Annotated in this window: 14 protein-coding genes, 5 pseudogenes and 1 riboswitch; of the genes and pseudogenes, 9 read left to right on the top strand and 10 right to left on the bottom strand. The window is 63.3% G+C overall.

The annotated features are described in order from the left end of the window. A pseudogene (locus ACTHNZ_RS14070) lies at nt 1-162 on the top strand (cobyrinate a,c-diamide synthase); the annotation flags it as partial. Nucleotides 163-288: 126 nt separating this feature from the next. Here ACTHNZ_RS14070 and ACTHNZ_RS14065 read toward each other — a convergent pair. Genes ACTHNZ_RS14065 through ACTHNZ_RS14055 form a run of 3 tightly spaced genes read right to left on the bottom strand, consistent with a single transcriptional unit; the run spans nt 289 to nt 2,612 of the window. Continuing rightward, nucleotides 289-528: a DUF1289 domain-containing protein gene (locus ACTHNZ_RS14065; RefSeq protein ID WP_440543108.1), complete on the bottom strand. Its 240-nt coding sequence runs from the start codon at nt 526-528 to the stop codon at nt 289-291. An 11-nt stretch (nt 529-539) separates the two neighbouring features. Continuing rightward, nucleotides 540-1,610 carry a threonine-phosphate decarboxylase CobD gene (gene cobD, locus ACTHNZ_RS14060; RefSeq protein WP_440543107.1) on the bottom strand — a complete coding sequence of 357 codons (1,071 nt, stop codon included), beginning with the start codon at nt 1,608-1,610 and terminating at the stop codon, nt 540-542. A 6-nt stretch (nt 1,611-1,616) separates the two neighbouring features. After that, nucleotides 1,617-2,612: a CobD/CbiB family cobalamin biosynthesis protein gene (locus tag ACTHNZ_RS14055; protein ID WP_440543106.1), complete on the bottom strand. Its 996-nt coding sequence runs from the start codon at nt 2,610-2,612 to the stop codon at nt 1,617-1,619. Nucleotides 2,613-2,756: 144 nt separating this feature from the next. Between ACTHNZ_RS14055 and ACTHNZ_RS14050 the strand changes: the two are divergent. Both ACTHNZ_RS14050 and ACTHNZ_RS14045 read left to right on the top strand, forming a co-directional pair. Next, nucleotides 2,757-4,217 (top strand): annotated as a pseudogene (locus tag ACTHNZ_RS14050) (cobyric acid synthase); the annotation flags it as partial. A 9-nt stretch (nt 4,218-4,226) separates the two neighbouring features. Next, nucleotides 4,227-4,423: riboswitch (cobalamin riboswitch) on the top strand. 90 nt (nt 4,424-4,513) lie between these two features. Beyond that, nucleotides 4,514-5,569 carry a HoxN/HupN/NixA family nickel/cobalt transporter gene (locus ACTHNZ_RS14045; protein WP_440543105.1) on the top strand — a complete coding sequence of 352 codons (1,056 nt, stop codon included), beginning with the start codon at nt 4,514-4,516 and terminating at the stop codon, nt 5,567-5,569. A gap of 38 nt (nt 5,570-5,607) precedes the next feature. Here ACTHNZ_RS14045 and ACTHNZ_RS14040 read toward each other — a convergent pair. Both ACTHNZ_RS14040 and ACTHNZ_RS14035 read right to left on the bottom strand, forming a co-directional pair. Next, nucleotides 5,608-6,049 (bottom strand): annotated as a pseudogene (locus ACTHNZ_RS14040) (tyrosine-type recombinase/integrase); the annotation flags it as partial. Between the two features lie 126 nt (nt 6,050-6,175). Next, nucleotides 6,176-6,439, bottom strand: coding sequence for a DUF2249 domain-containing protein (locus ACTHNZ_RS14035; protein ID WP_440543104.1), 264 nt, complete (start codon nt 6,437-6,439; stop codon nt 6,176-6,178). A gap of 480 nt (nt 6,440-6,919) precedes the next feature. Between ACTHNZ_RS14035 and ACTHNZ_RS14030 the strand changes: the two genes are divergently transcribed. Genes ACTHNZ_RS14030 through ACTHNZ_RS14010 form a run of 5 tightly spaced genes read left to right on the top strand, consistent with a single transcriptional unit; the run spans nt 6,920 to nt 10,443 of the window. Beyond that, nucleotides 6,920-7,444: an RrF2 family transcriptional regulator gene (locus ACTHNZ_RS14030; protein ID WP_440543103.1), complete on the top strand. Its 525-nt coding sequence runs from the start codon at nt 6,920-6,922 to the stop codon at nt 7,442-7,444. After that, nucleotides 7,441-8,640, top strand: coding sequence for an NnrS family protein (locus tag ACTHNZ_RS14025; RefSeq protein WP_440543102.1), 1,200 nt, complete (start codon nt 7,441-7,443; stop codon nt 8,638-8,640). The genes ACTHNZ_RS14030 and ACTHNZ_RS14025 overlap by 4 nt, the downstream gene beginning before the upstream one ends. A 22-nt stretch (nt 8,641-8,662) precedes the next feature. Continuing rightward, nucleotides 8,663-9,205 (top strand): hemerythrin domain-containing protein, encoded by a 543-nt coding sequence (locus ACTHNZ_RS14020; protein WP_440543101.1) that lies wholly within the window; start codon nt 8,663-8,665, stop codon nt 9,203-9,205. A 35-nt stretch (nt 9,206-9,240) separates the two neighbouring features. Next, nucleotides 9,241-9,510 (top strand): DUF2249 domain-containing protein, encoded by a 270-nt coding sequence (locus ACTHNZ_RS14015; protein ID WP_440543100.1) that lies wholly within the window; start codon nt 9,241-9,243, stop codon nt 9,508-9,510. Nucleotides 9,511-9,567: 57 nt separating this feature from the next. After that, nucleotides 9,568-10,443, top strand: a complete 876-nt coding sequence (locus ACTHNZ_RS14010; protein ID WP_440543099.1) for a helix-turn-helix domain-containing protein — start codon at nt 9,568-9,570, stop codon at nt 10,441-10,443. A 612-nt stretch (nt 10,444-11,055) separates the two neighbouring features. On the opposite strand, the pseudogene ACTHNZ_RS14005 reads toward ACTHNZ_RS14010, so the two are convergent. The 4 genes and pseudogenes from ACTHNZ_RS14005 to ACTHNZ_RS13990 all read right to left on the bottom strand — a co-directional run. Then, a pseudogene (locus ACTHNZ_RS14005) lies at nt 11,056-11,262 on the bottom strand (2Fe-2S iron-sulfur cluster-binding protein); the annotation flags it as partial. A gap of 166 nt (nt 11,263-11,428) precedes the next feature. Further along, complete coding sequence (locus ACTHNZ_RS14000) at nt 11,429-13,768, bottom strand: glycoside hydrolase family 15 protein (protein WP_440543098.1); 2,340 nt, start codon at nt 13,766-13,768, stop codon at nt 11,429-11,431. A 27-nt stretch (nt 13,769-13,795) separates the two neighbouring features. Further along, the gene (locus tag ACTHNZ_RS13995; protein WP_440543097.1) at nt 13,796-14,125 is read right to left on the bottom strand and encodes a hypothetical protein; all 330 of its coding nucleotides are present in this window, start codon (nt 14,123-14,125) and stop codon (nt 13,796-13,798) included. A 394-nt stretch (nt 14,126-14,519) separates the two neighbouring features. Continuing rightward, a pseudogene (locus ACTHNZ_RS13990) lies at nt 14,520-14,633 on the bottom strand (Tn3 family transposase); the annotation flags it as partial. Between the two features lie 149 nt (nt 14,634-14,782). On the opposite strand from ACTHNZ_RS13990, the gene ACTHNZ_RS13985 reads away from it, so the two are divergent. Further along, nucleotides 14,783-15,202 (top strand): hypothetical protein, encoded by a 420-nt coding sequence (locus ACTHNZ_RS13985; protein ID WP_440543096.1) that lies wholly within the window; start codon nt 14,783-14,785, stop codon nt 15,200-15,202. A 23-nt stretch (nt 15,203-15,225) separates the two neighbouring features. On the opposite strand, the gene ACTHNZ_RS13980 is transcribed toward ACTHNZ_RS13985, so the two are convergent. Further along, nucleotides 15,226-25,173: a GNAT family N-acetyltransferase gene (locus ACTHNZ_RS13980; protein ID WP_440543095.1), complete on the bottom strand. Its 9,948-nt coding sequence runs from the start codon at nt 25,171-25,173 to the stop codon at nt 15,226-15,228. Nucleotides 25,174-25,207 lie beyond the last annotated feature (34 nt).

Here is a 25,207-nt window from a genome sequence, read left to right as displayed (position 1 = left end):
ACGACCGGCATGCGCGCGGAACGGCACGCGATCCGGCAGCAAACGCAAGCTGCCGGCGAGCCGGTATTTCGCTCGGGGGCGATCACGGCGACTTACCTGCACGGCTATTGGCCGTCCAATCCCGTGCTGACGGCCGCGTTGTTCCGGGGTACACCGTTCTAGCTCTAGGTCCAACGCTAACCGTAGCGCTGACCCTAGCCCTAGCTCGAGCAAGGCGGCAGGCGCTTTCTTCACTTGCCGCACCGGCGCTCACGGCGCCGATGCATGTCTGCATGTCTACTTGCTTGTTTACGCCCCGCCGCCTGCCCTCTCAGCCAGGCGATCGAGCAGCGCCAATCGATCGGGGTCGCTCATCGATTTCCACGCTTTGATTTCGTCCCGGTTGCGCAGGCATCCTTCGCAATAGCCGCTGCTCGTGCTGAGCTTGCAAACATCGATACATGGGGAACCGACCGGCCGCTGCGCGCGAGCCGACGCGATCGCTTGCTCGAGGGCTTCCTTGCGGTTGATGACCTCAACGTTTTCCATCTCGCTCTCCATCAACGTCCCCTCTCCCTCTCCATTTCCATCGTCACTGCCCCCAATGCCGCATCGAGCCTGGACCATCCCGTTTCGTCCGCGGGAAGACCCAGCCTGATGCCCTGTATCACATCGAACCGCCGCACCCAAATGCCGTGGCGTGCAAGGCCCTCCTGCCATCGGTGCGCTCGCTCGTCGCGTACCCAGGAAAATAACGGCGTATGCCGTACCGTCGAATGAAATCGCGCAAGCAGATCGGAAAGCCGCGTGCCCGAAGCGATGAGGCTCGCCCGCGTTCGGGCCTGCCAGTCGAGGTCGAGCAGCGCGGCGCGAACGACGACCCGCGCAGGCCCCGATAGGCTCCACGGACCGCGCAAACGGCGCATCGCTCGATCGACGCGAGGCCCCGCGAGGACGAACCCCGCGCGCGCGCCGGCCAACCCATAGAACTTTCCGATCGAGCGCAGAACGATCAACCCTTCGCGATTCGCGAAGTTCGACACACTGAGCTCCGGCATCGCCTCGACGAACGCCTCGTCGACGATGAGCGTTCCGCCGCGAGCCGCCAATTCCTCATGCCATCGCAGCACCTGCTCCGGTGTGAAGCGCTCGGTGCCGGGATTGTTCGGGTTGACGAGCACCAGATGCTTCAACCCCACAGGGAGCGCATGCGCCGGCTGCAGCACGAACGCAGCGGCGTGGCCGGCGTCGGCAAACTGCGGCGTCACGAAGCGGTCGACAGGAAACCCGGCCCGCTCGAAGGCCGGTGCATATTCGCCATAGGTCAACAGGCCAACGCCTATCCGCCCCTGCGGCAAAACAGCCGGCAACATGCGGATGGCGGCCTGCGTTCCCGCGACCGCCAGCGCGTGCGCCGCACCGTAATGCGCGGCGGCGATCGCCTCGAGATCGTCGTGATCGTCGGGCAATCGAATCCAGGCTTGCGGATCGATCGGCGGAATGGGATACCCGTGCGGATTGATGCCGGTCGAGAGGTCGATCCAGTGTTCGCGAGGGATCCCATACCGCTCGGCCGCTTCCCCGAGATTGCCGCCGTGCGGCACGTTGGCCGGGTCGTCAAGATTGAACATAAGCGTCTAGAGAAGGATCGAGGCGGCCGCCAGCAGCGCGATCGCCGCAAGCCACGCTGCGATGGAGCGTTTCACGAGCGCCAACGCTCGGCCGATATCGTCGGCTCGCGGTGCCGGTCCGCATCCGAGCACAGGCCGCGGCTCGAGCATCCCGTGATACCGAGCCGCGCCGCCGCAAGCCACGTTGAGACTACCCGCGCCGCTCGCCATCACGGGCCCCGCATTGGGACTCTCCCATGCCGATGCTTGCGTTCGCCAGCATGCGAGCGCGTTCCGGGCGTTGCCGCATAGGGCGTAGGTCAGCGCGGTCAAGCGCGCGGGAATATAGTTCGCCGCGTCGTCGAGGCGAGCGGCAGCCCAGCCGAAGTAGCGCATGCGCGGCGTTCGATAGCCCCACATCGCATCGAGCGTGTTGACGAGGCGAAAGGCCAGCGCGCCCGTCCCGCCCGCCACGACGAACCAAAACAGTGCGCCGAAGATGGCGTCGTTGCCGTTCTCGAGCGCCGATTCGATCGCGGCCTTCGCCACCGCCTGCTCGTTTGCGTCGGAAAGATCGCGCGTGACGACGCGCGAGGTCAAGGTACGTGCCAGCGCCAGGTCGCCGGCACCGAGCGCGCGTTCCACCGGCGCGATGTGATCGACGAGGCTGCGCGCGCCGAGCGCGAACCAGAGCGCGATGACCTGCATCGCCCACGACAGCGCCGGCGGCAACAGATGCGTCAGCACGGCCAGCAGCGCGACCGGCGGCAGCACCGCGACGCTCCAGCCCATCACGCCCGCGATACGCGCGTGCCATGGCCTCGACTCAGGCGCCGCCACGTACTCGCCGTCCGCGGACCGATGCGCCGCATGCCTGTCGGGGTTCAAGATCCGTTCGATGCGCGCGGCCACCTTGCCGAAGCCGACGAGCGGATGGGCACGCGACGGCTCGCCCCATATCGCGTCCAGGGCGACACCGGCGAGGCACAACGCGAGCGTGATCGGGGCGGAAAATCCTATCATTCGATGTTTTCGAAGGCAGTCCAGCGGCGGTCTTTGCGGGCGATCGACTAAACTTGCCCGCCTATCCGCCGATTTGCGGGTGACATAATAGCGTCCCCTGTGCAGAGGGCGCCCATCATTTCTTCGCTGTTCGGGACCAATTACATGTCAGGCATGTTGATGATCCAAGGCACGAGCTCCGACTCGGGCAAGAGCACCCTCGTCGGAGCGCTGTGCCGAATCGCCGCGCGCAGGGGCCTGCGGGTCGCACCGTTCAAGCCGCAAAACATGTCGCTCAATAGCGCCGTGACCGTCGACGGCGGCGAGATCGGCCGCGCGCAAGCCTGGCAAGCGCTGGCTGCCGGCATTGCGCCGGAAGTCGACATGAATCCGGTTTTGCTCAAGCCCAACAGCGAAATCGGCGCTCAAGTCATCGTACAGGGACGCTCGAGAGGGAACCTCGATGCACGCGCCTACCACCAGTACAAGCCCATCGCCCGGCAGGCGGTGCTCGAATCGTTCGCGCGGCTGCGTGCGAAGGCCGACCTCGTGCTCGTCGAAGGCGCGGGGAGTCCCGCCGAAATCAATCTGCGCGAAGGCGACATCGCGAACATGGGGTTTGCGACAGCCGTCGATTGCCCGGTCGTGCTCGTGGCGGACATCGATCGCGGCGGTGTGTTCGCGCAGATTCTCGGGACGCTGGCGTGCCTCCCCGAGCATGAGCGGGCGCTCGTGAAAGGCGTCGTCATCAACAAGTTCCGCGGCGACGTCTCGCTGCTCGCCCCCGGCATCGAATGGATACAAGCGCAAACGGGCAAGCCCGTGCTCGGCGTCGTGCCGTTCATTCCGGGCCTGTGGCTCGATGCGGAGGACGCCTTGCCGAAGCCAAGCCAGGACCGGCCGCAGGCGGACAGGGAGAACCTCCTGCGCGTGATCGTCCCCGCGTTGCCGCGGATCAGCAACCACACCGACTTCGATCCGCTGCGCGCGCATCCGCAAGTCGATTTTCGCTACGTGCGGATGGGTGACCCGATCCCCGCGGCCGATCTCGTCGTCTTGCCCGGCAGCAAGAGCGTGCAGCGGGACCTCCACGCGCTGCGCCAACACGGGTGGGAACCTTATCTGCGCCGGCATCTGCGTTACGGCGGCAAGGTGATCGGAATTTGCGGCGGCCTGCAGATGCTGGGCCGGGAATTGCGGGACCCGCTCGGCATCGAAAGCAACGTCGCGCGTACCGACGGCCTAGGCTTGCTCGACGTCGTGACGACGCTCGAGCCGCACAAGCAGCTCGTCAATGCCGCAGGCACGCTTTTGCTCGGCGACGGCGCGCCGGTGCGCGGCTACGAAATACACATGGGCATCACCGAAGGCGCGGCCCTTTCGCGCCCCGCCCTGCATCTGGGAAGCGGTAACGACAGCCGGGCCGATGGTGCGATATCGGAAGATGGGCAGATTCTGGCCACCTACCTGCACGGGTTGTTCGATGAACCACAAGCGTGCGAGGCGCTGCTTCGATGGGCAGGCGTGACCGATGCGCAGCGCATCGATCACGACGCGCGCAGGCTCGCCTCGATCGAAACGCTGGCCGACGTCGTTGCGCAGCACGTGCGGCTTGACGTGCTCTGGGAAAGCATGGCTTACTCTGGCACCGATGGTTCCCTTCAACGGGATCAAAAGGGAACGCAGTAGAAGCGTGGATGCTTCGAGTCTGCGGCTGCCCCCGCAACTGTAAGCGGCGAGCCCATGCCAGCAACGACCACTGGATCACCGGGAAGGTCGGTATCGGGCGGTGACCCGCGAGCCAGGAGACCTGCCATCGCCCGAGGTCCAAGCAGCCGCACCGGGCGGGGTGTCCCGAAGCGCAAGCGACATGCGTTGCATCGTCGCCCGCTGCAAGGACAGCCCGACCTCAGGATTCTCATATGTCCATTGTTTTGCAAACGAGGCCCGTTCGCGGCGGCTTGCGCCGGCGCGTCGTCTCCATCTACGGCGCGCTTGCGGTATTCAACGTCGGCGCATGGATTTGGGCGTTCATCGCCTTTCGCGGCAATCCGCTGTTGCTCGGCACCGGCCTGCTCGCCTATGGCTTCGGCCTGAGGCATGCCGTCGATGCCGATCACATCGCCGCGATCGACAATGTCACGCGCAAGCTGATGCACGATGGGCAACGGCCCGTCACCGTCGGATTCTTCTTCGCGCTGGGGCACTCCGCCGTGGTGCTCCTCGTAGCGGCTGCCGTCGCCGTCATGGCGGCCGCGCTGGAACACCGAGTCGAGGGATGGAAGCAATTCGGCGGCATCATTTCCACGAGCGCCTCCGCGCTCTTTCTGTTCCTGATCGCCGCCATGAACATCGTCATCTTGCGCGGCGTATGGAAAGCGTTCGAACGTGTGCGGCACGGCCTGCCCTACAGCGATGACGATCTCGATCTGCTCTTGAACAACCGTGGGCTGCTATCGAGGCTGTTCCGGCCGATGTTTCGTTTCGTTTCGAAGCCGGTTTGGATGTTCCCACTCGGATTCTTGTTCGGCCTCGGATTCGATACGGCCACCGAAGTGAGCCTGCTCGGCCTCTCGGCCAGCCAAGCATCGCAGGGCGTGTCGATCGGCGTCGTGCTCGTCTTTCCGGTCCTGTTCGCGGCCGGCATGTCGCTCGTCGATACGACGGACGGCATCTTGATGTTGGGCGCCTATGACTGGGCATTCGTTCGCCCGATCCGCAAGCTCTATTACAACCTCACGATCACGCTGGTTTCGGTCGTCGTGGCGGTATTGATCGGCGGCATCGAAACGCTCGGATTGCTTGCCGATCGGTTCAAGCTGCAAGGCGCGTTCTGGAATGCCATCGGGATGCTGACCGATAACTTCAGTAATCTCGGGTTCGTCATCATCGGCGTCTTCATCTTCGCGTGGGCCGCCTCGTTCGTCGTGTATCGAATCAAGGGCTACGACGACCTACCCGTGGCCGGCACCGATTAGAGGGTCGGCCGGGATTCGTAAAATTTTCGCCAAAAAAGCTACCGCTTGAGATCGCGTGCGGCAAGCGCCTGATCGAACTGTCGGGCTCGCTGCACTTCGTCGCTGTGCAGATAGGTTGACGTCGTCGAGATCGACGAATGGCGCAGATTGTCGCGCACCATGATCAGCTCAGTACCTCGCGCCAGCGCGTGTGACGCGTGCGTGTGCCGCATCCAATGCGGACTCGCGCGGCGCAGTTTCTCGGCCGTCCCAGGCCGCTCGTCCTGGATCGCGTCGGCCACCAGCACAAAGAACCGCCTCAGCACGCGCCAGAGCCGCGTGGTTTCGATGCCTGCGCCGTCCTCCTCGATGCTTGCGACAAGCGGCGTCGCCGGATTCCAGCGCGAGGGCGTGACCGGCAGGCCGCGCTGTACGAGATACTGGTCGAGTGGCTGTCCGGGCAAGCGGTGGCAACGCGACCTTGCCGCGCTTGCCACCCTGCCAGAGAGCTGTCGTGTCGTGACCCCCCAAGCTGCGTGCATAAGCAAAGCCATGATCATAAACAGCGTTAAGCTGCGCCCAACCGACCATGATTCTGACCGGTTGTGGTACGCACGGTCATTACAGTCAATCGAGTGCCGTCGCCGGTTTGCCAATGAGTACGTGCCACAGGTCGAGGGGACCCTTTTCGCCCTGCCACCAGAACTCGTCCGGCAGTTCGGCAACAAACTCCTCGAGCAACGGCTCAGGATTGCGGTCCGATACGAGTTCGAGCGCCTGGCCGGGGGCCAGTCTTGCAAACGTCTTGAAAACCATTGAATGACGATCGCGCGGATCAACGGTGCCGATGTCGACGACGATCACGGCGGCAGGGATTGTGGGAGCGGACATGTTCGTACTCCAGAATGAAACAGAAGAACACCGTGAGATGCGCAAGAGACCTCCATGCACTGGCCAACGGAGCACCTCTCAGCTGCGTCGCTCATCATGGCTGGGGACCACGGCGGCTCCCAAACCCGCGCTACGTCGACCGGTGCGACTTCTTGCGTCACGGGCAGTACTTCATCGGGTGTATTTGCCTGGCGCATAAGAAGCATCAGCAATACATGTTTTAGCACAGCGGCGCGCATGCGAATCCGATCTGGGTCAATTGGTCGCGCCGCGCAATGACGCAGACACCGTCGGCGCTCTGAGGCGGGGTGCAAGCACGCTGAAGATCGTTCAGGCACTCAACCATGGTCCGTCAAGCCAATCGATCCGCATCGTTGCGAACTTGGCATAAATGATGTATTTTTAATGCATGTTAAATGGGCGCCGAAGCTGGACGCTCCGCGCTCGGACGCACCGTGCCGCTTCAAGGATGGAGCCACTATGCACCTCACCGTCTACACCGATTACACGCTTCGGGTGATGATGTATCTGGCACTGAAGTACCCGGACGGCGGCGTTGCGACGATCGACGAAATCGCGGGAGCCTACGGGATTTCGCGCAATCACCTGACGAAAATCATCCACGAGCTCAGTCGCGCCGGCTTTATCGAGACGACGCGCGGCCGGGCCGGCGGCGCCAGCTTGGCACGCGCGCCCGAGCAGATTTCGGTAGGGGAAATCGTGCGTGTCGCCGAGAAAGATTTTTCCGTCGTGCGTTGCCACGATATGACCGTCGCGCACGACTGCGCGATTTTTCCGGCCTGCAACCTCAGGCGCAGGCTGTACCGGGCGGTCGACGCATTTCTCCACGAGCTCGACACCATGACGCTGCGAGAGGCCATTGCAGCGCCTACGGTGGCGGCGACTGTCCTGGGCATAGCCGAGCGCCGCGAGTTGGTGCCGGATGCCGTGTCCGTGTCGCGCCCGCGTGGTGGTACGAGCCGCCGCGCTGGAGTCAGGCAATGAAAATGCATCTCCCGCACCGTCCTTTTTTCGTGTCTCCGGCGTCGGATCTGTCCGTCCTGAGACTCGGCTTCCGGCCGTTTTATCTCGGGGGCGCGGTGTTCGGCGTACTCGCCATGCTGGTCTGGCTTGGCGCGCTGCATGGCATTGCACCGGCAGGCCGGATGACGTCGCTCAACGGTATCCCGTGGCATGCGCACGAGATGATCTTCGGGTTTGCCGCGGCCATCGTTGCCGGTTTCCTGCTGACGGCGGTGCGGGCCTGGACATCGCTCGAAACACCATCCGGCGCACCGCTGGCCCTATTATGGCTTTTGTGGCTGGCTGGGCGCATCGCGATATGGTTCGGCCCAGAGCCGCTGGCCGCGATCGTGGATTCGGCGTTTCTGCCGGTCCTGATGATCGTCTTGCTACGCGTGCTCATCCCGGCGCGCAACCGACACAATATCTTTGTGCCCGTCGTGCTCGGCATGCTTGGCCTTCTGAACGTCCTGTTTCACGTATGGGTGTTGCAGGGACGAGCCGATCTGGCATTGCGCTCTGCCGACGCCGCCGTTGGACTGCTGGTGACGCTCGTCACGATCATCGCGGGTCGCGTCACGCCGATGTTCACGGCTAATGCGGTACCCGGCTATGCGTGCAGGCGCTGGTGGGCGATCGAAGCGCTGGCCGTGCCGTTGCCGCTGCTGGCGTTTGCGTTCGACGCGCTGGGCGCGAGCGCGTGGCTTGTCGGCAGCGCGGCAGGCGCCACGGCAGTGATCCATGGCGTGCGGCTCGCGGGATGGCGCTCGTGGCAGGTCGGCCGCCGGCCGATTCTCACCATTCTTCACGCGGCCTACGCCTGGGTTCCACTTGGCTTCGCCCTGCTGGCGCTGAGCGCGGTCGGACTGGTGCCGCATTCCATCGCGCTGCATGCCCTCACCGTCGGTGTGCTCGGAGGAGCGATCATCGCAATGATCACGCGCACTGCGCTCGGCCATACCGGCAGAAGGCTCGTCGCCGGGTCAACTGAGATTGCCTGTTACTGCCTCGTGATCGCCGCCGCCATCCTGCGCGTTTTCGGCCCGTTACTCGCGAACAGTTGGAGCGCAGGGTGGATCGACACTGCCGGCCTGTGCTGGTGCGTGGCGTTCGCGCTGTACGCGCGCCAATACTGGCCCTACCTGGTACGTCCGCGAGCCGACGGCAAGGCTGGCTGAAGCGAAACGATGTGAGCGCAAAATGAAGTCCGACAACTTTTTGATCAAGCCCGCGCCCTCTTTCGACGAACCGATCGAAATGCTCAGGGCGTGCCATGAGCGCATTGCCGCGCAGTGCGCCACGCTCGAGAAGCTCGCGGCGCATCTGCCTTTGCATGGCCCGGATACGCAGGCGCAGCAGGCAGCCAGAAACATCATGCGCTATTTCGACGTGGCGGGCCCGCATCACCATGCTGACGAGGAACAGGATCTCTTCCCTATGCTCATTGAGATCAGTCAACGCCAGTGCTCGCCGGTGGGCGGACGGATAGCATCCTTGCTCGACGAGCATCGATCCCTGGAGGCCACATGGGTGCAATTGCGCGCCGTGCTCGCCAACGTCGCCGACGGGAAAACAAGGCTGCTCGAACGGCATTGGGTAGCTGACTTTGTCGGCGCTTACCGCGCTCACATTGCGCTCGAAGAGAGTCAGATCTTTCCCTTTGCTGAAGCGTGCCTTGATCGACAGCAACTGGCCAGACTAAGCGCGGCCATGGTGGCCCGACGCACCATCACGCCGCAGTGACGGCCACGATCGGCCGCCTTTCAGGAGAAACATCCATGCGAAATCCAGCAGACGTCCTTCCCATTCTTTCCCAGCAATACGTCTTCGATGCGCGCGGTATTGCGAGACGTTTCCGCCACGCGGCCATTTTCGGCGCGCTTGATGCGCTGGAGCCAGGCGAGGTGATGCGCTTTGTCAACGACCACGACCCGCTGCCCCTCCTGGCGCAGGTTGAGCATCACTACGGGCCGCGCGTGGACATCGGATACGTCGCTCGTGAGCCGGGCAACATCGCGATCGACTTCACGGTGAAGGCCGTGGATTGAAATGCCCGCATAGGTCCATGCATCCGCCCACCTGGATATTCATGGACAGAGGAAAGCATGCTGACCCCAACCGTACCCCAGAGACGCCCCACTTCCGTCGCCCATCATGAACTGCTCGCACGGCCGGGCGAACAACGGAGGTGGACGGCAGACATCGGCTGCAAGACGTGTGCGATGGCAGAACCTTGCACCGGCAGCGCCATGGACACCTTGGCCCACGAGCGGCTCAACGATGCTGTGCAGTGCGTCCGTACCGTGAACCGTGGGCATGCCTTGTATCGCCCGGGAGACACCTTCGGAAGCATCTATGCAGTCCGCGCGGGTTCGTTCAAGACCGTGGTCATGCATCGCGAGGGGCACGAGCAGATCACGGGTTTCGGCATCGTTGGCGACACGCTTGGCATCGATGGCATTGCCAGCGGCAGACACAGCTGCGAGGCGATCGCGCTGGAAGACAGTTCCGTGTGTGTGATGCCGTTCGAACTGCTCGAGATGCTGTGCCGGGAAGTGAAGCCGATCCAGCACCATGTACACCAGATGCTGGGTGCCGAGATCGTGCGCGAGTCCGCCCTCATGATGCTGCTCGGCACCACGACGGCGGAAGCGCGGGTGGCCACCTTTCTCACCGACCTATCGCAGCGCTGGCAGGCACGCGGCTACTCAGCTGCGGTGTTCACGCTGAAGATGACGCGCGAGGAAATTGGCAGCTATCTCGGGCTGAAGCTCGAGACGGTCAGCCGGATGCTGTCGAAATTGCAGGGGCGCCGGCTGATAGACGTGCACGGCAAGGATCTCCGGATTCTGGATATTGAAGGGGTGCAGAGGCTGGCGACAGACGTTTGCATTTCTCCCTTCCGAATTCAACAGGGCGCCGGCAGGCACACGAGTTACGCGCCCGAGACTCGCTTGTCAGAAAGTCGGCGAGGACAGTGATGGAAACTTCCTACGAAGTCGAAGGCACTGCGTTTCGGAGACTCATCCACGCTGAAGAGCAGCAGGGTGGGCAAGGACAACCAGCAAGCCACGCCGTATCAGCAAGCGATGCGCTGTCCACTTGCACCTCGAATTTCCCAATGTTGTCACCACACGAGATTGCAACGCTCATTCTCATCGCGCATACGCCCGGGGAGGTCAGCGCCGAGTGGCCAGACCTGCAACCGTTGTTGAGCGGTAATCTGCAGGTGTCACGCGTGCCCCGGCAGACCTCACGTGACGTCGTTAGGCGAAAGTCTCGTCGTCCGATTTTGCAAGGCGACGCCGTCGCACGTTGAAAGACACCTCAGGCTTAATGCCTCGGGCTTAAACTTGGCCGAAACCATTATTGAGGACTATCATGCAAATTGCTGATGAAATTGAGTGCGCAGCCAGTCAGTGCGCAGATCACCTCGAAGCCCTGATCGACGAGGCTGGGGCAGAGAGCTTCCCGGCAAGCGATCCTCCTGCCGTCCATCCGGAGCCCTGGACAGTCACGACGAACGCGGCGGACGCTGTCGCCCCCGCGAAAACGCAGTCATAGATCGTTTGCTGAGGGTGGGCTCGATTGCGGTTGATGTTCATCGCATCTGAGCCGCACACGCCTTCGCGACACGAACGCCGAAAGCTTAGCGTCTCGTCCTGTGTCTTGAGTCGGACAAGTACGTCGAGCAACATCCGGTCATTCGGGGATACCTCTATCTCGTACATTTGCATGTACGGCTTGGGATCCCGGTCTGGATCGTAGCGGAAAATCTCAAAGGTTCTCGTTTCACTCACGATGTTCCTCCTCTGTGGAACGGATCGCCCAGCGTATGTTGTTCCCTACCTCGAACCGCGTCTCTCCATCGCCGCCCAATCGTATCCCGGACAAAGCGCCGATCGACGACATATCAAATTCGTTGCGCCCCCTGATTCATAGACCGTTGAATGTCGATTGCGTGTTTCATGATCGCGACACTCCCGTGTTGGTTTCTCCCAAAAGGACGTGATAGTCAGTGCCGGCCCAGCGTTGTGACTCAGGGAAATAGAAAGTGAAATCAACGGTCGAGTGACCGGCAACGTCGGCGCTATCGAAGCGGACGCTGTGCAGCGAAAATGCCCCTCTCTCCGAAGCCCTATCGGTCACCTCGCGCCATCCATCGAACCCATAGTGCAGCCGGAAGGGCTCCGCGTTCTCGATGAGCAACGCTCGGCCTGCGGGCAGCGCATCGAACGGCTGCGCCTGCCTCCAATGCCAGGTCGCCGCTTCGGGCCGCCGGGCGTGGTAGCGCCGTTCAACGCTCGAAAGCAGTTCAATCGGGCGCCCTTGATGCCGTGCAATCAGCAACTTGAGAAATTCGGCATGTGCCCATACGAGCGGCATGGCGCTGCCGGTCGGCTTCCCGGGCTCGAGGCCCCACTCTGGTACCGGATCGGCATCCCACACCTGTTCAGGAATGAGGCCACCGGCTCCGGTCATGCATGTCATCATCTCTAGATAGGGCAAGGGATCGATTCCCAGCATCAAATCGAGATGTGCCCGTTCGCCCGTCAACAGGGGCCACAAACGTCCAACGCCTGTGCCGTCGAACGGGGCACCGTCCTCGTGTTCGCCGTAACCATCGCCGTTATAGCGCCGATAAGCTATGCCGTGCGGTGTGTGGACACCTAGCAAGCTGTCGATGACTTTTACCGTGTTCTGGATACATCGATCGCGTGCATCCCGCAATCCGAGACGAGCCAGATAGAGGCATTCCATTCCGATGAGTGCGACGGCAGGCGTACTCTCTCCCTCACGATTTTTAATGTCGATTCGTCCGCGCAATCCACCCTTGCGTAGCGGCGGAGCAATTCGAACGTAATAGCCATCAATGCCGAAGGCTTGGGAGAACATCCCGTTCTCGGCGTAAGTCCAATCTTCAAGCCGTTCATTCCAATAGTCGGCAAGTGAGAGGACATAGGTGCTCTCTGCGGCAGGTAAATATTCAGCCCCGCAGACCAGGGCTGCGATCTCGATACCAAGTGTGAACGGCGAAATACCGGCGTTTTCTTCCCAGCGGTCCTGCGGGCTGCCGGGACCATTGCGCGCAAGATAACCGACGGCGCGCGCAATCATCTCGGCTGCCCGTGGCAAACGATCCATCGCATCCGCTTCGGCGAGCTTGGCTGCAAGCAGCACCGGAAAGCCCACTTCATCGAGCTGTACACCGGTCCAGAACGGCCGTCCATCCGGATAGCTGTTCTGACCCCAGCTCCCGTCCTCTCGCTGCGTCGCAATCAGGTAGCCAAGCGTGCGTCGGGTGTCGTCGACGCAGCCTATCGCGAGTAGTGCGAAGGCGGCTTCAACGGCGTCGCGGGTCCATACCAGGTGATACCCGCCCGTGCTGTCGCTCGAATTGCCCCATGGAATGCTCAGGCTGGCGATCAGGGCGCCTGGATATGTCCGCCCCTCATGGGCTTTCAGTACCATCGCGGAAAGACATGCCTCATGTCGAACCGGCTGCGGCGCTTCCGGAATGACTATTTCGGTGGCCCACGCTTGCCAAGCCGCCGCACAGGAACGCTGCGCGGAATCGAAGCCCTCGGAAAGGCTCGATCGCGCGAGCGTGCGGGCGCCTTCCGGCGTCTCGGCAAAGCTGAGCGCTAGCACCCCCGTAGAGGCGCCTAGTTCCCCCATCAGGGCAACGTTTCCGTCGAGCGCCTCCTGGTAGATCCAGTCCATGCGCCCGTGACGGTAGAAGTCTTGCCAGCCGTCGGAATACCCGACGTACCCGGCGCTCGCCCTCGAGAAGCCGCAGTCGGCGGTAAGATGAAGCGCGCAGGCGTCTTTCCAAGCCACCAGCCCCTCTGCCGCGTGAGCATTATTATTGAGACCGCTGCCGCCCAGATGAGGCGCAAGCAGGGCATAGAGCTTGACGTCGTTTCCAGTGAGCTGGAACGCGACGAGCATCACGTCACGAATCGGGTCCGGCGACACATTGAGCTCAAGGCGATACCCATCACCTTCGTGCACGATTTGCGGCAGAGGAATGAAAGGACTCGGGAGCAAGAGCCGGTACTGCCCGATGCGCTTCAGTTCGTGCCAGCCGTTCGGACCGGCGACGATGAAACCCAGATCACGTACCTGAGGCTCACCGGCCGATGGCCAGTAGACCTCATTGAGAATGCCATGGCCGATGGACGCCCAGACACGGCTACGACCCAGCGCGGTCGTCACGAGATCCTTCGCGCTCGAGGTCCAAGTGGGTGCAATGCCAGGCCAGCCAGGCGCGGCACCCGAAACATCCACTGTCCGCGTGTTCATTTCGAAGTCGAGGAGTTCGGCAGAGCTTTACACCGTGAGCGACGGCTCCATGTCGCCGCCAAGCGGCGCGATCGCGTCACGCTCGCGTAACGCCCGCGGCTCGTCCAGCACCCCGATATCGATGAGCTTAACGGCATACTCCACTGCGTCCCGTCGGGCCTCGCCCTCGGACAACCAACGTTCACCGAAGAATGGGAGATGCCAATCGGCCAGCACGTCACCTTTTCTTTCAATCCGAATAGCTGCAACGTAACTGTCGGGCACCGAGTCGCGGGTGGCGATCCGGCGAACGGGAAAGGTGTGAATGCGGATTGTCCGCCCCTTCCACGAATCCTGAGTTACCGAGTCCATGTCCATTCTAACTCTCTCCTTCATCAGCCAGCCAGGTTGCTCTTTCACTCTTATTGCCGCCGGGTTTTTCCTGCATGTGCTTCGAGTGGGCGCGCAACTGGCGAACTCAGCCTCCTGACAAACAGGCCCGCGCGATGCAGGCTACTGTATCCATGTCGCCGCCGACATCGTTGATCTGAGAAACTCACGGCATTCTTCGAAGTTGCAGGAACAGGACGTTCTCAATTTACCCTGACGGAATCAGGGGTACGTTGAGCCACGTCAAGATATCGACAATATGTCACAATGTGATATGTAGGAGTGCCGATATGGGTTTCGGCGCAAGCGTAGGTCAACGTGGATATACTGCGACGCGTATCCGTTAATCTGCCAAGAGTCTTTTAAATGTTGCTGCGTCAGGGCGAGCCGCCTGGGTCGGGCCGAGATTGCAGCCCATCGCGAAAATGGTCAGCAAGTAGCGCTCGGCGGCCTTACGAATCTGCGGATCGCTCCCGGATAACGGCCCGAAGTGCCGCGTGATTGCGCAAGATCGGCTCGCCGTGTCGGTCGATCACAACGTGTTCGCGCTTGCGCGGCAATTCGGCGTCGAGCTTGTGAGAAGCGTCTGTGAGCCATTGGCGCAGATGGCGCGCGAAGTCACTGCTGGTCGTGGGCATGCCCAGCATGGCAGATACGCAACTGACGGAAATCTTCGGTCGGAATCGGCTGATAAACGACCTCCTGAGAAGCGCCGTTGGGGTGGCTACCCCCGTTCGCGATCGCGGTGTCGATCTGATCGCATACGTCGACCTCGATGAGCAGATCGGCAGGTTCGCTGCCGTGCCGATTCAGATCAAAACTGCGATGCAGCGCTCGTTCTCAATCGATCGCAAATACGCGAAAGTTCCGGATCTCTTGTTTGCCTTCGCCTGGGGCATCGCCCAACCGGAGACAGCCACCATATGTGCACTGACTTATCCTGAGTCGCTAGATGTCGGCAAGTCAATGGGATGGCTCGACACCGAGTCCTGGATTCAGGGCGGTCGGAATCCCGGCCGACCCTCGATTAGCGACGACGCGCATGCAGCGTGCCGACGGCCCTGATCGGCCGCCGGCGGATCGGCTTCTCATGGCTGCGTCACTTTCACTCGATCTCCAGGGAAGATGAGATTCGGATTTCGCCCGGCCCCCGGCGGCGGCTCCGTGAACGGACTGCTGTCGAGCAGCGCCCAGTCGAACTCGGGGTTCAGCGGTTCGATTTGCTCGATCGTGTCGTGGTTGTCGGTGGCGATGCCCCAGAGCGTGTCGCCTTTCTTGACGATGACGACGCGCCAAGGTTGACCCGTTGGCGAAGTCGGCTTCGGCTTCGTGGGTGCGCCGCCCGGTGGCGTCGAGCCCGTTCCGCTGCCCGGCGGCGCCGTCTTTTTCTTCTTGTCGTCGCCGGGCGGCGCAACGTTGGAAGACGGTTTCGACGACGAGGCACCGAAGAACGTCGAAGCCGCCGTCGAAAGCGCCGTCGCCAGCAACGAGGCACCGGCTGCCCACACGGCCCAGGACGCCGCCCGCCGGTTGTCGCCGTGGCTTCTCACACGGTTGCTGACGGCCACCATGTTGTCCAGGCGTATCGGCTTTCGCTTGGCGCTCTGGGTCGGCGATTTCGCAGCCGGGATCTTCGCGAGCGCGTCGTCGTTCATTTCCGCCGGTGATTTGCGCGCGACGACGTAGCGCAGCTTCGACGCATCGAGGCTCCGATCCTGCGTGAGCGCAAAGTCGAGTTCTTTCGGGCTCACGTTTTGCGCCTGCTCGAAACCTTGCGTGCCATTGCGTTCGTACCAGTTCAATCGGCCGTCGCCCGTATAGGTCGCGTATCCGATGAGATTTTCCTCTTTGGGAATGGGCGCATCGGATTCATAAACGAAAATCTTGTCGTCGGCGCGTTGCATGAACAGCGAATAGCGTCTCGCCGCCACGCTCATGGTGGCGGCCAAGACATCGCCGATCATGACGAAAGGCGTATGCGCGCCGAACGCGCCGATCGCATCGATCCCATACCCGGCTGCAAAGCCGTACGTCGCGGCTGGTGCAAGCACTTTCGAAGCCTTGGTCGAGAACGCGCTGACCGCATTCGGCCGGCTGCCCGTCGTCGCGGTGGCCAGCGAGATGGCACCGTCGGTGGCGGACGCCGACGCACCGACGAGATTCGCGACCGCTTCCACGCCGCTCAAGCTCGGGAGCGTCTCGACCTTTTTTTCATACCCGGCGCCGCTTCCGCCGAACGTCGTGATGATCGCGCGGCGCATGGCGCGACCGCGGAACCGCCCGGGGTTCATCGCTTCCAGCTCGCTCATCTTGTAGCCGGTCTCGTGCTTGATCATCGCGTCGTAGTTGTACATCGCATCGTTGAGCGTTTGGCTGCTATTACTATGCGGCCACGCCTCGCTCTCGATCTGCTGCAGCACGCCGAGCAACGTCTCGGTATGGGCCTGGACCCGATCGCGTATGTGCTTGGGCACGCCGAGCGATTCGAGTGCTCCCTGCGCGAGCCGGTAGCGCCGATTGATGAGCTCGGTTGCCTGCTCGAGTCGTCCGTGCTTGACCTCGTTGAACGCCTGCTGCCGGCTTTCGTTCGCGACCTTCAAGGTGCCCAGCGCCGAGCGGCTGGTCGAGAGTATCGGGCCCAGCGTGCGGACATGGTCCACGACGCCGAATACGCGGGCGCCCAGGCCGACCGCGCCGGTAAATGCGAGCGTGCCCGTGGCTCTTGCCCCTGCCCGAACCTTTTGCGCGCGAGTGCGATGCGAGGCGCTGTACCAAGTCAACGCGGCGCCGTCCTCGCTGCGTTCGTAGTAGCCGAGCGGTAACCCACCGCCGCCTTGCGCATACAGGTAAAGACGCTCTTTGTTCTCGTCCTTGAAGGTGCGCACGGCGTCCGTGAGCGCTGAGCCTGCTTTTTTTCGAACCGTGCGAAGCGGGCCGCTCGTCGCCCCCGGCTGCGACGACGCCGAGCCGGCTTGCGGGTCCCATAGCGCGACTTGATCGGCAAAGAGCTGCTCGGCGGGGTCCAGATAGTCGCTGAGCCCGTGCTTGGGGATGCCCTTCGCTTGCGTGAAAGCGAGGCCTTGATCGGCCATGGCGCTTGGGAAAAACCGCGTATCGTTGTTCGGATCGATGGGCTTGCCGCTGGGTGGCAGCTTAGGCTGCGCGGGCGGCCGAAGGCTGTCGAGCTTCGGATTCGGCTGGGGCCACACGTGCTCCTCGTTCAAGAAACGCCGGCGCAGCCGATGCACGCCGAGCTCGACGAAATTCGACAGATGAAGCCAATGTCTGTGCCCCTTGGTGGTGGTGCCGTTCAACAAGGGATTGCGCAGCCGTTTGCCGATCTCCTGCATGGGCAAGAGTGCAAAGCCTTCCGGAAGCGTGGCCGGGGCAAGCGGCTGGCTGCCCGTACCCTCGTAAGCCCCGAGCGTATTCTCTCGGAACGCGAACTGAGCCTCGATGTTGGCGATGATCGTATCGGCGTCGCGTGCTCGTTCAGCCGGCGTGCCGGCGCCATGCTCCTCGACGATGGCGCGGATGTCGCTGCCGAGGCCGTGATAGGCCATGTACTCGCGCAAGTAGTCGACACCGGACAAGTACTCGTGAAGCGTCATGTGCTCGTACAGCGGGGCCGAGTCATCCGATGTCTGCAAAGCGTCGAGCGCGACGGGAACATCCGATGCGCTGAGCGGCTCGAAAGGCCTGGCGTGGCCGTTCTCGTCGACTCTCATGGTCGTGTCGAGATCGAGGAACGTTGCCGCGCGCACACCTTTAGGGCCATTGCTGAGGCCGACGTTGCCGAGTCTCGGCCCCTTATCGGTGTGTGCGTGGCCGCCCACCGCCGTGTTGTTCAACGCGATGTGCCCGGCTGCCGTCGCATGCAGGCCCGTTGCTTGCCCCTGTGCAGGGTCCGTCAGCGTTCGATAGGAGCCTTTGTCGAAGACGTCCATGTCGAGGTAGGGCATCGCCACGCCGAAATAGCGCTGGCCGTCGAGGTCCCAATGTACGAGGTGTACGGGGACGGCACTGCCCTCCCCATAGATCTTGCGCATGAGGAGACTGGTGGTGCAAGCGTTGCGCGCGCGGGCCTCGCTCAGATCGGGCGGCTCGTCGCGTCCCCAAAGTTGCTTGAGCAGGACGAGACCGCCTTTGCACCCGAACTTGCCCTCTTTGTCTCGCACGATCTCGCCCACCCAGTGGCCGCCCGGCTTCGCGTGCTCGTAGACGATTTCCTGATTGCCGCGCGCGTCCGTGATCGATAGGCCGTCGGAGCGCGGCGGAAGCGGCGCACCGCCCGATGGATTGACGGGCGGTTGTTGCGGCGGCGGGGGTGGAGGCGCGGACGATTTCTGCGCGGGCGCGTTCGCGCTGCTCGCCGATGCGCCCGGCGGCAGGTTGCGCGACGGGTCGTCCGGGTTCACGCCGGCGAGCGCCAGCTCAACGCGCGTTCTTTCGCGCAAGAAGACGGCCGGATCGAACGGCTCGCCCTTGTTGTTCTTGTTTTGCTGCTCGTTGCCCATTGCTTCGAGGGCCTTTCCGATCGCTCCCGAACGTACCTCGCCGAAGCTGACGTTGCCCATTTCCGGCGTGACTTCCGCAGCCACCGAGACGCCCGGCAGCACGCCCTGCGTCATGGGCGGCACCGCGGGATCGAAGTGTTCCGGATAGGCTTGCGCGTAGGCGCTCAGCGCATCGACGACGCGATTGGCCGCCGCGCTGTCCTTGACGTAAATGACGACGTTGTCCACGCGAGCATGGGCTCCCGAGGGCGAACTCGCTTTCACGCTGTGAATGCCTGGGTACGACTGATGATCGTCCAGTACGTGCTTGACGAGAAACGTCATCACGTCGGGGGCGTGCTCGGGAACCGCGTTGACGTAGATGCGTTCCTCGACCTCATGATCGAGCGGGCTGATCGCATCGGGCGGCAGGAAGTGATAGAACGTTCTGCCGCCGCCTGGATCGGCAACCAAGTACTCGGCCAACGGCGCCCCCGTTTTTTGCTCCAGTGCGGTCGAGTCCTCGGGACGGTTTTCCGTCAGCGCACGGATCTTTTGCACGTAATCGTGGCTCTGGCCGGCCGTGAGCGGCGCGCGCGCCGGTGCGCTTCCTTTCGCATAGAAGCCATACACTTGATTCGGGGTGGCGCCTGCCTCCAACAGTCGGTCCAGCAGCGCATCGAGGCTCTCCGCCGAGCTCGGAGCGGCCGCGGGCGCTGCGCCGCGCACGGGCCGGCGCATCAGAACGCGTTCGACGGGTTTGCCGCTAACGGTCAATTCGCGCTTCGAGCCGGGGACGGCGACGAAGCCTTGGCTCTCATAGAAGGGCGTCGCCCCTTCCATCGGCGTGATCCATGATTCGATCGGCGTGTCGGGCCCCGCCCATTCGATCACGCTTTGCACGAGCTTGCTGCCCACGCCGGAACCGCCGTGGCGAGGAGAGACGTAAAGTGCATCGATCGTCTTCGCGCCGGCAGCGGTATTCGCTGAGCAATACGCGATGACTTCGCCGTCCGGCGATTTCGCGACGAGGTGCAGTTGATCGTTATCGCCGAGCCCGGCCGCCACCTTGTTGCGCTTCAGCGCGACGTTCGACGGCGACTGCAATATCCGCTTGCGAGCGTCGATCCATTGCTGCGGATAGCCTGTGCCGTCCGGCGAGTTGGGGTCCTGCGCGGCGAGCGCGTCCATCGTTTCGCCATGCACCCGCGCAATGCCCAGCGCATCGTCCACCTGCGCAGGCCCAATCCAAATCGGATCTTCTCCGCTCGCCGAACTCGGGGTGCCGCCGTTACCGCCGCCTTTGCCGCTCCCCTCTTGCTGGCCACCCGTTGGCGACGCGGCATTGGCGACGCGGTTGCCCACCGCAGCCGCCGCGGAACGCGCCGCCTTGTGCGCCAGCGCGAGCTTGAACGTCGCAAGCGCGACGGCTGCCCGCTCCTTGCGGCCGGGCGATGTGCCGTTCCCCGCCTCACTCGATGCAGGTTCTTTCAGGTTGGCGGCCGTGAGCACGACGGGCGGTTGCTCTTGCTCGGATGGCAATGGCGATTTCGACTGTGGCGTGGATTCGCTCTGCGTCGCGGCACCGCCGTTCGCTTCCGTATTGGAACGCGCAGCATGCACACGGGCACCGGCCGTGCCGACGGCCATGGCGGTCATGCCCGTGAAGAACTGCAGCCAGTCCTCGCTCGTCGCCTTGTCGCCCTCGCGCATCAGCGTGATGCCTTGATCCCCCATCTGGAAAAGGCCCACGCCCATCGAGGTGAAGCTGAGCGCGCGATGCGCGAGCCCCATGGTGTTGAAGATGCGCTGGCCGTTGGCATCGACGAGGCGCAGCGGTCCTTGAATACGATTGGTCAGCCGCACGCCCGATGCGAGCTTGGGCATCGCCCACTGACCGATCCTGGAATCGTCGAGCCAGGGGGCGAGTGAGGCGTTCTTGTAGGCTTTGACGTCCTTGCCTTGCTCGGCGAGCTTGGCGAGCCCCGAGGCCGCGGCGAAGCGGCTGGATGCTACGCCGAGGCGGCTCACCATCTTCGCGCCCGACAGTACGCCCCCGAATACACCGGCGGCGGCGAAGGCAACGTCCATCCAACCCTGCTTGGCATCGTGGTGCGCGAACGCTTGCTGTGCCTGGATGCCGCTCGACACCGCGAAGTAGCCGTCGAGCACGAGCGACAACCCCTCGAGCCAAAGCGGCGCAGCCTCCGGCATGGCAGCCACGGTGATGATCGCGGCCGCCACCATCAAGCCGGCTTGGATATTGTCCCAGTCGTACCAGTGATAAACGCCGGTGCGATGCGTGTCGAGATAGGCATCGCCCATCAACTGCTGACCATCGGCGCCCAGCACCCAGTGCGGCTGCACCTGAACTTGCCCCTTGGCAAAGCCCGTATGCTTGTACCAATCGCTGAGCCCATGTCGCGCCTTCGTATCGGCCGGCCCGACGTCGACGTAGTTGCCGTCTTGTCCGACCCCTTCGAGCAGCGCGCCTTGCCAGGTCGAGCCGTTCTTTCCCTGGTAGCTCAACGCGAGCGAGGTCAGCATGAGCGGATCGAATGCGCTGATCTGCGATACGCCCTCGCCCGACATCAACTGCCGCGCCATGTCGCCGACGGTCGTCGATTTCCCGTCCGACGTGTACACCTTCGCATTCGGGTCGTAGAGCGAACGCGTGCCGAGTTCGTCGGCGCGCACGTCGTCGAGCGACTGAGCGACGTGCGTAGGCGTGAGCCCTTCCATTTGCCCGATCGCATCGACCGCGGCGTTGAAGCTCGTCACGCCGTGCATGCCGTCCACGGCGGACAAGCCGTCGAGATTGCCGTTCGCGTCGGCCGATTGCGCAGCCGGCGTGCTCCCGCTCGCCTGGTATCCGGTTTCCTTCGTGATTTCCTTGGTGACCGCCGAAGACACGCCGTGATCGTCGAGGATGTCCTGGAACAACTGCATTTGGGACTTGTCCGTCTGCGACTTCAGCGAATCGAGCCCATAAACCAGCGTGACGTTCGACTTGCCGGTTTCCCAGCCGAAACGGCCGCCTGCCGCCGTCGAGTGCAAATCGGCAATGCCGCCGTCGCCCGCCGATTTCGTCATCGCCTGCTCGAGCCATTGACGCATGGGCGTCAAATCCGGATTCTGGTTCGAGCCGAGATTGGCGTAGATCTGCGCGACCGATTTCAGCGACGAGGTCGTGCCGTCTTGCTGGAGCCACTGCAGCACGTCGCCGCCCGGCTTGCTCTTGTCGTTGCCGCCGAACTTGGCGCGATTGAGCGCGGCCGCAAGATCGACGTTGACGCCTTGCGTGGCACTCGCCAACGCTTTCAGCCGATCGAGCGGTTTCGACTTCGAATCGACCTGCATCGCGACACTGTCGAACAGCGTCTGCGTTTGGGCGGAGCCTACCGTATCCTTGAGTAGCCCCTGATAAAAGACCGTGCCTTGATAGACCGACAAGCGATTGCCCAGCGCGACGAGTTCCTTGGTCGTGTCGTCGTTCGACGTGCAGGCGAGCGGCACCGAGCCGACGACGTCCTGCTCGATCGATTTTTGGAGCGCCGTGATCGCGTCGCTGTTCATCACCTGATCGTAGAGCGGGTCGCCCGGCTGTAGCCCGCCGATCTCGGTCGTCAGCAACTGCGCCGCGGCTGCGTTGCCGCCGCCGGCACCGCCGTCCGCTTTCGATTTCTGTTCGTCTAGCGTTTGCTGAACGATCTGCACCGCCTGTAGCGACGTCTGCAAATTGCCGAACGCGGCCTCGAGCGCCTTGTTCTCTTGCGAATCCTTAGCCGTTCCCTGTGCGGCCTGTATCTGCGGCGCGAGCATCTGCTCGGCGACCGTGAATTGAGCCTTCCAAAGGCTATCGACGTTCGCCGTCTGCGCTTGCCAACCGCTGTCGTCGCTCTTATGTCCCCCCGCAAGGTTGAGCGCGGCCGTGAGATCAGCTTGATACGCGGACTGCGCGGCCGCGGCAGCCTGTTTCGCCGAAGCGTCGTTCGGATTCTGCTTGACGCGCTGGTTCGCCTTATCGAGGTTTTGCTGATCTTGCTGCGCCTTCGCGATGGCGGCATCCAATGCCTTCTGATCGACGGTCGGATTTTGTTCCATCGACTTGGCGACCGCGTCGAGCGTGCTCTGCTCGTCTTTCGAGAAAAGATTCGGCGCGCTTTTCTGAAGCGCGCTCAATCCGGCGGCGATCGGATCGGCTTGCGTCGGATCGCCGGCGTACGGTTCGCCCGCGATGGTCGCGACCGCCTGCATGAGGGTCTGCTCGTTTGCGGCCGAGCCGCCCATCTCTTGCCGGACCATGACGACAGCGGCCGGCAGCGATATCCCCATCGACTCGTATTGCTTCAACTCGGAGAGCGGATCGACTTGAGTGCTCCCCTTCGGCGCGGCAGCGCCCGGCACCGCATAGACGGTGCCGCCTTGCAGCGCGGCCGTGGCGGTGGCGATCGCATTCGCATCGAAGAGCTGCTGGCCGCCGAGCTCGCCGGACGCTTGGCTGATCATGTCGCCCGGCTGGGGTGCATTGCCGGCCTTGATGGCCGCCGCATTGTCCGACTCCCACTTCCGGCCGTCCGTCACGGCGCCGCGCAAGATCATTGCCTGCGCCCACGTCGTGTCGCTGACGAGCGGCTGCGCTTTCTTCGCGGCGGCAAGGATATCGGCCGGCGATTTGTTTTTGGTGCTCGCGTCGCTGAGCGCCGACATCGCAGTCGACAACTGCGCCGCATCCTGGGGCGCGGATCCGGGCGCGGCACCTGTGGGCGTGAGGCCGGTGCCGGTTTGGAGCAGATGAGCGAGCGGCGCGTTCTTGGCGTCTTGGTTCAGTAGCGTCTGGTAGACGCCCATCGGCGTGCCGTCGGTCGTCGTGAGCGACAACGAGTCGAATGGCTGCGACGACGGCCCGGCAAAGCGTGTCGACGGCCCGGATAGCGTCGTTCTCGGCAGCTTCGCGAGTTGCCCGAGTTCGGCATTCAGCGTCTGCAAGAGGTCTTGACCCGCCGCGGACTGTGGGTCGAGCGCCTGAACGGCTTGGGCGGCGGGCCCGTAGAACGTGTCCTGTCCCGTCAGCGATGCCATGCCGTCGCCCTGTGCGATGAGCGCCTTCAGGGGCTGCGCCAATCGCTGCGTATAGAGCGCCTGCGCGAGCTGCGGCGAGCCGCTCGAGACTTGCTGCAGCAGCCTCGCCATGTCCGGCAGTTTATCGGGCGCCTGTACCGCATCCATCGTCTGTGTCACGCCGGGATCATGCAAGACTGCATCGGCCAGACCGGGTCCGTTCGCTCCCTGGTACAGCACGGTATTTCGGTAGCCCGCGAGTGCGCGACTCACGGCAACGAGCGTGTCGTTGGCGTTGCCGCCGTGCGCGCTGACGATGTCATGCAGCGCCGCCGTTTGCAGCGCCTGCGTGCGCGCATCGCCCATCACTTCCTTGTAGAGCGGATCGTCGCTCGATATGCCTCGTAGGCTTTGCGTCAAAGCCTGAGCCGCCTCGAGGTTGCCCGCGGCATCGCCGGAGCCGCGTGCTGTCTGCACGTCGTCGAGGATCTGCGCGGCGCTCAGCGATGTCATCAAATCGGCGCGAGTCGGCTTGCTCGGCAGCCCCGCGGCCGTGTTCAGATCGAGCACCGTTTGCCGAGCCTGCCAACCGCGATCGATTTGCGTGACGTTGCTGCGCCAGTCACCGTTGGTCTCGCCTGCGGCAGCGTCGTATTCGTCCGAGAGCGCCTTGTGATAGGCCGCTTCGTCCTGCGCAAGCTGCGTGGGGGAGGCGTGATTGGATTTGTCCTTTTGCCAGGCTGCGTAAGCACGCTCAGCACTGTGCGCATCGCCCGTGAGTTGCGGCGTGGCTTTGACGTCGACGGTCAACGCCTTCAGCGCGGCCTGTCCGGTATCGCTCGTGAACAAGTGCTGATCGGCCACCGTTTGCGCGCTCGTCTTGAGCGCGGTTGCGCCGCCCTTTCCGGAGGCATTGCCCGCGAGCGGCGTGCCGGTCGCGACGATGACCGCTTCGTTCAGCACGACTTCGTTTTGCGCACCTCCGCCAAACGCCACGCGCGCGGCATTCACCGCTTCCTTCAGCGTCATCCCCGACTTCTGGTCGGCGCTGATTTCGGCTAGCGCGGATGCCAGCGATACGGGGTTGCTCTTGCTCGACGCGTCCGTCGCGAGGGAGCTGTCGCTGAGCGCCTTCGATGCAGCGGCCAATGTCGCGCCGTCGAACTGATGCGTGAGCCCGACCTGGCTGGCGGCTTCCGTGAGCGAGTTGACGCCGGCGGCATTGGCTTGTTTGAGTTGAGCGTCGCGCCGCTGCTGCAGCAAAATGGCCGCCTCGGCGAGGGCCTGGCGGTTCGCCTGCGCATTCGCGTCTTCGATCGCCTTGATGGCCGCTTGCAGTTGCGCTTCGTATGCCGCCTCGTTGGCCTGGCTCGTGTTGCCTAGCTTAGCCTGAAGGTTCGTCGTAGCAGCGGCGACGTCCTTCGCGGTGGGCGGAGGTGGCGGTGGCGGCTCGGAGGATCCGCCCATGTCGACGAGCATCGCGTCGTGCCTCCCACGTTCGAATGGATCGAAT

It is taken from the genome of Trinickia sp. (assembly GCF_051953955.1).
In the GTDB taxonomy this organism is placed as follows: Bacteria; Pseudomonadota; Gammaproteobacteria; order Burkholderiales; family Burkholderiaceae; genus Trinickia.
Note: the sequence above shows the minus strand (reverse complement) of the source record. Positions and strands in the feature narration are given on the sequence as shown.

Excerpts from the sequence above, each read along its gene's own strand:
- ACTHNZ_RS14055 (WP_440543106.1), bottom strand. The coding sequence starts at position 2,612 with ATGATAGGATTTTCCGCCCCGATCACGCTCGCGTTGTGCCTCGCCGGT.
- ACTHNZ_RS14065 (WP_440543108.1), bottom strand. The coding sequence starts at position 528 with ATGGAAAACGTTGAGGTCATCAACCGCAAGGAAGCCCTCGAGCAAGCG.
- ACTHNZ_RS14015 (WP_440543100.1), top strand. The coding sequence starts at position 9,241 with ATGCGAAATCCAGCAGACGTCCTTCCCATTCTTTCCCAGCAATACGTC.
- ACTHNZ_RS14025 (WP_440543102.1), top strand. The coding sequence starts at position 7,441 with ATGAAAATGCATCTCCCGCACCGTCCTTTTTTCGTGTCTCCGGCGTCG.
- ACTHNZ_RS14000 (WP_440543098.1), bottom strand. The coding sequence starts at position 13,768 with ATGAACACGCGGACAGTGGATGTTTCGGGTGCCGCGCCTGGCTGGCCT.
- ACTHNZ_RS14045 (WP_440543105.1), top strand. The coding sequence starts at position 4,514 with ATGTCCATTGTTTTGCAAACGAGGCCCGTTCGCGGCGGCTTGCGCCGG.
- ACTHNZ_RS14035 (WP_440543104.1), bottom strand. The coding sequence starts at position 6,439 with ATGTCCGCTCCCACAATCCCTGCCGCCGTGATCGTCGTCGACATCGGC.
- ACTHNZ_RS14020 (WP_440543101.1), top strand. The coding sequence starts at position 8,663 with ATGAAGTCCGACAACTTTTTGATCAAGCCCGCGCCCTCTTTCGACGAA.
- ACTHNZ_RS13995 (WP_440543097.1), bottom strand. The coding sequence starts at position 14,125 with ATGGACATGGACTCGGTAACTCAGGATTCGTGGAAGGGGCGGACAATC.
- ACTHNZ_RS14010 (WP_440543099.1), top strand. The coding sequence starts at position 9,568 with ATGCTGACCCCAACCGTACCCCAGAGACGCCCCACTTCCGTCGCCCAT.
- ACTHNZ_RS14030 (WP_440543103.1), top strand. The coding sequence starts at position 6,920 with ATGCACCTCACCGTCTACACCGATTACACGCTTCGGGTGATGATGTAT.
- ACTHNZ_RS13980 (WP_440543095.1), bottom strand. The coding sequence starts at position 25,173 with ATGCTCGTCGACATGGGCGGATCCTCCGAGCCGCCACCGCCACCTCCG.
- ACTHNZ_RS13985 (WP_440543096.1), top strand. The coding sequence starts at position 14,783 with ATGGCAGATACGCAACTGACGGAAATCTTCGGTCGGAATCGGCTGATA.
- cobD (WP_440543107.1), bottom strand. The coding sequence starts at position 1,610 with ATGTTCAATCTTGACGACCCGGCCAACGTGCCGCACGGCGGCAATCTC.